At 69.7% G+C, this 7,217-nt stretch carries 6 protein-coding genes; 3 read left to right on the top strand and 3 right to left on the bottom strand.

The genetic code is table 11. The features are described from left to right. Positions 1-1,470: 1,470 nt before the first annotated feature. Positions 1,471-1,851: a BlaI/MecI/CopY family transcriptional regulator gene (locus D7Y11_RS40515; protein ID WP_120559023.1), complete on the bottom strand. Its 381-nt coding sequence runs from the start codon at positions 1,849-1,851 to the stop codon at positions 1,471-1,473. A 199-nt stretch (positions 1,852-2,050) separates the two neighbouring features. Between D7Y11_RS40515 and D7Y11_RS40510 the strand changes: the two genes are divergently transcribed. The 3 genes from D7Y11_RS40510 (at position 2,051) to D7Y11_RS40500 (ending at position 5,227) form a co-directional block, all read left to right on the top strand. Continuing rightward, positions 2,051-3,016 (top strand): hypothetical protein, encoded by a 966-nt coding sequence (locus D7Y11_RS40510; RefSeq protein WP_126936340.1) that lies wholly within the window; start codon positions 2,051-2,053, stop codon positions 3,014-3,016. Between the two features lie 148 nt (positions 3,017-3,164). Next, on the top strand, positions 3,165-3,752 hold the full coding sequence (locus D7Y11_RS40505; protein WP_120581274.1) for a hypothetical protein: 588 nt from the start codon (positions 3,165-3,167) through the stop codon (positions 3,750-3,752). Between the two features lie 104 nt (positions 3,753-3,856). Next, positions 3,857-5,227, top strand: coding sequence for a hypothetical protein (locus tag D7Y11_RS40500; protein ID WP_120581273.1), 1,371 nt, complete (start codon positions 3,857-3,859; stop codon positions 5,225-5,227). On the opposite strand, the gene D7Y11_RS40495 is transcribed toward D7Y11_RS40500, so the two are convergent. Together D7Y11_RS40495 and D7Y11_RS40490 are read right to left on the bottom strand one after the other, a co-directional pair. Continuing rightward, entirely contained in the window at positions 5,224-6,837 is a 1,614-nt protein-coding gene (locus D7Y11_RS40495; RefSeq protein ID WP_172815012.1) for a phospholipase D-like domain-containing protein, read from the bottom strand. The two genes, D7Y11_RS40500 and D7Y11_RS40495, sit on opposite strands and share 4 nt — an antisense overlap. 60 nt (positions 6,838-6,897) lie before the next feature. After that, positions 6,898-7,134, bottom strand: a complete 237-nt coding sequence (locus D7Y11_RS40490; RefSeq protein WP_120561048.1) for a chaperonin — start codon at positions 7,132-7,134, stop codon at positions 6,898-6,900. Positions 7,135-7,217 lie beyond the last annotated feature (83 nt).

Here is a 7,217-nt window from a genome sequence, read left to right as displayed (position 1 = left end):
CACCGACATCGACACGAGCCTTATCGTCGGCAGCGTCAGATGTGTACAAGAGACAGGTGAGCTGCGTGGACCGCGTCGCCCCCGGCGTAGGAGGAGGCAGCGCGGGCAGCGGAGGCAACGGCGGTGCATCCGCGGGCGTACCGGGCGCCTTCGCGCTGTGCTCCATCACGGTGGGCTTCGCATCGGGGGCAGGCGTCGTGGTGGAGCGAGAAGCGACGGTCGGCCTGGAGGCCGGCGCGGCGTCCTCGGGCAGGTACCGGACGGTGCCCACCCGGACGGGGGCGGGGGTCGCGTCCTTCGCGGCGGGAGCGGTGCTCTCCGCGGGCGCCTTGGCGACGACCTGGAAGGGCATCAGGACGACGGCGCCGAGGGCGAACAGCGCACCCTTCAGCCACCGGCGGGGTTGCGTGGGGACGACGTCGACATGTTCCAGCATGCGGAGCCTCCTGTGCAGCGCGTGAAGGTGGGCCGACGCCCCGAGCGCCGCTGCGCTGCCTGGGGGCCGGGTGATGCCAAAGGCGATGAGCAGCTCGCCGTAGTCCGCGGGCTCCGCGCCGGTGAGGCGCAGCGCCTCCGCGTCGCACGCCTCTTCCCGGGCGAGCGCGTACTCACGGGCCGCCTGGCGCGCGAGCGGGTGGAAGAAGAGGACCGTCTCCGCCAGCGCCGGCACCCAACCCAGCCACAGGTCCCCGCGCCGCAGGTGCGCCACTTCGTGCGCCAGCGCCATGCGCAGCGAGTCCTCCGGCAAATCACGCAGCGCCTTCGCGGGCAGCACGATGACCGGCGACACCAGCCCCGCGGCCAGCGGGCTCACCACCTCGTCCGACACGAGCAGCGTGGGCGGACGGCGCAGGCCCGCTTCATTCGCGAGGAACTCCGCCTCCTCCTCCAGCACCGGGTGACGCAAGGGCCGCGCGCGCTCCCGCATGCCCTGCACCTGACGCCACGCCAGCACGTGGCCCCGCACCTTCCACGCCACGCCCGCGCCCCACAGGACGAGCAGCGCCCACACCCCGCCCACCGTCCACGAATGCGCGCGGAGCGACTCCACCGCGCTCTTGAAGAACGAGGCGACCCGCGCCCCGGCCGAGGGGCCCTCCACGGGAGCCGGTGTCTGCCCTTGCGGCGACACCCGCATGAGCACGGCCGCATCGGGGGCCGTGAGCACCATGACCGTCCGCCCCGGCGTCTGGGATTGAGCACCGTCCACTTGGACCGTCTGGGATTGCGCGGTCGTGGACTCCACGGGCAGCAGCGCCAGCGGCATGGGCTTGGGCCAGCCCAGCGTGAGCACGAACTTGAGCGCCACCAACCACCAGAGTCCGGCGCGCAGGGCCGCGGGCAGGCGCGGCAGCGTCCGGGCCAGCACCCAGACGGCCAGCGCGCACAGCGCCCCCTGCCACGAGGCGCGCCACACCGACTCCGACCACGACGACCACCACGGCGAGGTCATGAGAGTCATCACGGGGCTTACTCCTTCCGCTTCTGGCGCAGGCGCGCCACGACGTCCTGGAGCTGCTTCAGCTCTTCGTCGGACACGTCCTCCGTCTCCGACAGGTAGGTCACGAACGGAGACAGGGACCCGGAGAGCGTGCGCTGCACGAAGTTCCCTACGACGTCGCGCAGCAGCTCTTGCGTCGCCACCGGAGAGGCGTACTGGAACACCCCGTCCACCTTGCTCCGGGTCAGGTACCCCTTCAGCCGCAGCCGCTCCATCACCGTCAGGATGGTGGAGCGCGCCAGACCCTGCGCCTCACCGAAGCGCTCGGCCACCTCGCCCACCGTCGCCGGACCATGCTCGGCCACGTACCGCAGCACCGCCAGCTCCTGCTCTCCCACCGGCTTCTTCATGCGCCCTGCCCTTCGTGACGACAGCTGTAGTCAGAAAGCAAGGTACGCCTGACTACAGCCGTAGTCAAGCGGGTGTCCCGGACAGGCATCAGGGATCTCCCGCAGGGACAGGCAGCCTCTAATTTCCTAGTCTCCCCTCTCCCCCATGACGCACCCCGCCGTCCCTCCGGCCGGGCGCGTCAACGAAAGGCAGTCGAAGATGAAAGGCATTGGCCCCAAGCTGAGCCAGACGCAGTTCAAGGTCGGCAACAACAACACGAAGGTGGGCGAGCAGGTGAAGTACGGCCCCACCGCGGACCTGAACGCGAAGCAGCAGCAGAAGCTCACCGACCACTACGGCGAGCACGGCACGGCGAAGACTCCGCAGAACTCGCTGAACCGCCTGACCCAGTACAGCGATTCACACACCACGTACACGAAGGCGGCGACGGCCTCCGGGCGTCCCCTGACGGAGCAGGAGGCGCTGGTCGCGGGGAGCGCGAAGAACAAGGCGCCCGCGTCCAGCATCAACCACGTCATCGCCTCCGGCACCGGCCAGAACGTCCTCAACCACGAGACGCTCCAGTTCAAGGAGGGCGTGAAGAACACGAACAAGGCCACCCAGAAGCTGAGCACGGCCACCACGCCCAAGGAGATCGCCGAGGCCCAGCAGCAGATGAAGAAGGGCCTGGCGCAGCAGGCCGCGGGCGTGGGCCGCATGCAGGGCTACTCGCGCGCCACGCTCGCCGAGCGCCAGGGCGAGCTGACTCCGGCGCAGGTGCAGTCGAAGCGCAACGGCGCGCTCCAGAACACCCTCACCGCGATGCAGGGGCCTGATCAGGACACGCGCTTCGGCGCCTACAAGGACGTGCTGAAGGACACCTTCGACTCGCCGGGCAACCTGCGCCTGGGCAACCGGACGCAGAACACGAAGATCAGCACCGGCTTCGACACGCCGCTGGACGCGAAGGGCAAGCCCACGGAGCGCGCCGAGCGCCTCTTCCAGGCGCATCAGACCTTCGGCCCGGACCGGCTCCTCACCAAGGAGCGCCTCTTCACCCTGGATGACAAGGGCGAGGCCATGTCCAGCAGCAAGGAGACGGCGCAGGTCGGCGACAAGCGCAAGGCGGACGCCGCCGACACCGACCCCGGACCGTCCTCGTCGAAGAAGCGCAAGAAGGCCTGAGTCAGCCAACCGGCACCTGAGCGCCCGCTCGCCCGGTCGCTCAGGTAAGGGTCGGGTAGCAGAGGACCGTGTGTGTCCTTGTCTCTGTCGGAAGGGCAACCAGATTTCTGGCAGCCGACTTCAAACCCGACACACACGGAGATTTCCCATGAAGCTCCCTCTGTTCGCGGCGATCGCCGCCCTGTCGCTGTACGGTTGCGCCAGCCACAACGCCACCACCCGCGAGGCCTCGTCACCGGAAGCCGGTGCCGTGGGCGGCTCGGGCAGCGCGGGCACCACGTCCGCCAACCCGGACACCACGGATGGCACCAGCGGGAGCATCGACCCCGCTGACACCTCACGCTCCACGGAGCTGCCCGGTGAGACGGGCAACGTGAGCGACCTGGAGAAGCGCGACCGCAAGGACGCGCCCACCGTCTACGACGGCGAGGCCACCGGTGGCTCTGGCGCCGCGCACGAAGCCGTGAAGACCGGCGACGGCCAGAAGTGGGACGTCCAGCAGAACACGCCCACCGACCTGGGCGACGCGCAGGTGCCCGCTGGCGCGGTGAACCAGAACCGCGACCCCAGTGAGAAGGGCAACCTGGGCACCGGCGGCTCCGGCGACCTGAGCACCGACGGCAAGAGCGACGTGAGCGAGGAGACCGGATCCGGCGCCCTCAACAGCGACGTGGACGCCCCCAGCACGGACAGCTCCAAGGTGGACACGGACGCCACGCCGGATCCCACCCATTAGTCATCGCGCCCCACGCGAGGGCGGATACCCGGGAAAGCCCGCTCACGGGCCGTCCCGGGTATTCGTCTGTCCAGCCCGCGCCGCGCCAACTAGAGTGAGCACCAATGACTGGTGCTCCCTTCGTGGCCCTCATCGCGCTGCTTCACTCCCAGTCCTCCAGCATCGAGGAGGTCCCCAATGATGCGCAGCAGGAGACGTACTCCGCGCCGGAGTCGTCGGGGAGCTCGGGAGGTTCCTCGGAGGGAATCGGCTTCCGGGCGCTCCTGGAGGTGGGGCCGCTGAGCTTCCCGTCCGGGACGCGAGGTGGGGAGCAGGACCTGTTCGGCTACGCGTACCCGTCCCTGGGCGTGGATGGGGGCGAGGACTTCGCCTTCATGCTGGGCGCGCCGCTGCGCTTCCGGCTGCTGGACAACGAGCCGAAGCAGAAGGACGACGACTACGGCGCGTGGCTGCGGCGCGAGGACTGGGACGAGCGCAGTGACTACGGCCAGGTGGTGCGCCTGCTGCGCATTGGCGACGAGTCCGGCCGCTTCGGCCTGCGTGTGCAGCCGTTCCTGGAGGAGTCGCTGGGGCGCGGCTACCTGGTGAACCGCTACGACAACCAGCTCAACCCGAACTACCACCCGGCGGGCGGCACGCTGTCGTTCACCGCGGGGCCCGCGCGCGTGCAGCTGCTGGCCAGCGACGTGCTCGCCGCGCGCATCTTCTCAGGCGAGCTGCTGTTGGACATCGGCCGCATCGCCAGCGACAGCGAGGGGAACTTCGACCGCTACCTGGTGCGCGCCTCGGCGGCGCACGACTTCGGCGAGGCCGGCGGAGTGACGCCGGAGGCCACGGTGGCGTCGGTGGGCGGCGAGTTCGCCATGTACAAGGGCGAGCGGCTGCGCTCGTGGGCCCTGCTCGCCGGCGGCGCGCGGCTCAATGATGGCGCGCAGGACGTGGGAGGCATGCTGGGCGTCGCGTTCGAGGGCAACTTCAAGGGCACGCAGCTCAGTGTCACCGTGCAGGGGCGCCGGCAGGGCGGAGGCTTCCGCTTCGGCTACTTCGGCGCGGGTTACGAGCTGTCGCGCTTCTCCGCCGTGGGCCTCTCCGAGGAGCCCCAGGCCGACCAGCGCGTGCCCAAGGACTTCTCCGGCTACCTGGAGCTGTCCGTGGCGCGGGGCGACGGACCGGACTCTCCGGAGGTCGTGGCCAGCGGCGCCGTGGAGTACTCCGCCTTCGGCCGCGCGGACGGCGACCTGTCCCTGAGCTTCAGCACCCCGGGCGGCGAGTCGCGAGGCATCGCGCGCCTGGTGGTGGTGGGCCTGGGCGACAAGCCCCGCTACTCGGTGGCGGCGGAGTTCCGCCAGCGCGTGCTGCCCGCCATGTACATCTGGGGCGCCGGCGCCACGGTGACCTTCCCGCAGCCGGACGGCACGCTGGTGCAAGGCGTGAGCGCGGGCGCGGGCGTGGGCGTGGACTTCGCCCGCCGCTAGTTCCCCACCGTCCCGCCCTCTTCCTGGGCGGGAGCGCAGGGCAGGATGGCGCTGTGCCGCCGGGCCGTCTCGCACGACTTGCCCACCAGCCAGCGCGACAGCAGGCGCACGCCGGAGGCGAAGAGGCCGTCGTCGCCCTTGTGCAGGGCCTCGAAGAGGGACTCGTCCAGCACCGACTCCTCCGGGTCGATGAGGAACTCCTCCGGCTCCAGCGGCTTGAAGAGTGGGTTCTGGTCGAACACCGTCTCCAGCGGGTGCGGACGCAGCCGGTGCTGTCCCTCGTGGGCCAGCCCGTCCAACGTCTCCACCATGTGCGTCGCGTCCACCAGCGGGCGCAGCGCGGCCACGCCAGCCAGGCCTGCCTGCTCCGCCATCAGCGACACGCGCACGCGGCGGATGGCGCGCGACACGGCGTCGCCGGGCGCCTCCGCCTCCCAGCTCAGGTTGAGCTCCGAATCCAACCCCAGGCTGCGGTTGGTCGTGTTCGCGGAGCCAATGGTCATGAAGGTGTCATCCACGATGAGCACCTTCGAATGGATGTACGTGAAGACGTCCGAGCCGTCCTCGTCCTTCGCCGCCGAGCCGTACACCGCGAAGCCGTGGCCCGTTTCGGAGGCCACCTCGCGCAGCGCGCGCAGCAGGCGCACCTGGGCCACGCCCATGGCGATCTGCTCGCGCAGCGCTTCCGGCTGACGGGGCAGCACCAGCATCACCTGGAGCCGGGGCCGCCCGGCCGCGCGCATGCGTTTGACGAGCGCGTCGTAGATGGCGCGTGAGGAGAAGTACTGGTTCTCGATGTAGATGAAGCGCTCGGCCGCGTCGATGGCGTCCACGTACAGCGCGCGGATCTCCTGCACCTCCGCTTGCGGAGGCAGCAGCGTCTTGCCGAAGGTGCGGCTGATGGCCACCGGGCCCGGAGGCGCGGGCATCGTCGCTTCGAAAGTCATGTCGTCGCGGTTCACGGGCTCCAGGTGGAGCTCGCCTCCGCCCGAGTGCGCCCAGCGCGCCTCGAACAGCTCCGCGAGCGGCTTCACCGCGGGGCCCGTCAGCACCGTCTGCACGTCGTGGTACGGCCCGTGCGGGTCGCGGCCGGAGTCGCAGCGCAGCTTCGAGCGCGCGGGGTGGTCCCGGTCGTCCCAGCGACAGTCACACACGTCCATGCCGCCGGTGAACGCCATCACGCCGTCGATGACGACGAGCTTCTGGTGATGGGCGCCGTAGAGCGGACTGGAGGAATCGAAGCGGAAGCGCAGCCGCTCGTTCGTCGTCCAGTTGAAGAGCAGGTTCTGCATCCACTCGCGCTCCATGGCGAGCAGCATGCTGAAGTCCCACGCGAGGATGTAGACGTGCAGCTCCGGGTTCTCCCGGCACATCTCATCCAACAGTGGCAGCAGCCGGACTTCTCCTCCCTTGGCCTCCTCCAGGTCCTCACCGCGCAGCAACGTCACATCGCTGTCGAACTGCCAACCGGTGATGACGATGGAGCGGCGGGCCTTCCGGATGGCCCTGTACAGCTCACGGTAGTAGTCCCGGGCGTCCACCAGCACGCCCGCGTCATGCGTATCCGTCCGCGTCCAGCAATTGCGTCCGGGATTGAGAATGGGTTTCACGTCATTCACCTGGCCCTGGAGTGGATCCCTGTTGTCGTCCGCGCCCGGCCGGCGGAAGCATCACCCCACGAACACAATGTGCTTTCCGGTCGCCAACGTCATGTCGGTGGACGAGACCACCCTGGCCACCTTGCGAGCCTCGCCCCCCACGGTGTCGAAGGCCGCGGCGATCAGATCACCGAGCGTCACCTGCACGCGCTTCGCCTGCTTGCCGGCGCTGGACACGGCCTTCACCGTCTTCGCCTTCATCTGACGGGCCTTGCGCTGGATGGTCTGCTTCTGGGTCTTGGTCGCCATGGTCTTCGTTCTCCGAGGATGAAGTGTCTGCGTGATGCGCCGTACCGCCCCGTACCGCCCGTCCTGCCGTGCTGCCCCGACCC

The sequence above is a fragment of the Corallococcus sp. AB018 genome, from assembly GCF_003986945.1.
Taxonomy (GTDB): Bacteria; Myxococcota; Myxococcia; order Myxococcales; family Myxococcaceae; genus Corallococcus; species Corallococcus exiguus.
This window is presented reverse-complemented; position numbering and strand designations above follow the sequence as displayed.